Genomic DNA, 240 nt, shown 5'->3' on the forward strand with positions numbered 1-240 from the left:
CTGGGCTGCCTTACCGTTGGCCGAGGCATCCTTGACGCACTTGCCCACAAAGCTGGTCTTGGCGGCGCCCGCCAGCTTCTTCACCGCCGCCTGGGCCTCGCACTCTTGCTGCGCGCCAGAGGTTGCGCCCTGGGCCACCCCCATTCCCATGCCCATTACCGTCACACACAGACTCAACATCATCAGGATCCGCTTCATATGACCAACTCCCATCGTTCTATCCATTGTGGTTAGCCCCCA

The 240-nt window shown here is 61.2% G+C and carries 1 pseudogene; it reads right to left on the reverse strand.

Annotated elements, in window-relative coordinates:
* Nucleotides 1-198, reverse strand: a pseudogene (locus tag B4920_RS27700) (hypothetical protein); the annotation flags it as partial.
* Between the last annotated feature and the right edge of the window lie 42 nt (nucleotides 199-240).

Source organism: Zoogloea sp. LCSB751, from assembly GCF_002028455.1.
Classification (GTDB): domain Bacteria; phylum Pseudomonadota; class Gammaproteobacteria; order Burkholderiales; family Rhodocyclaceae; genus Zoogloea.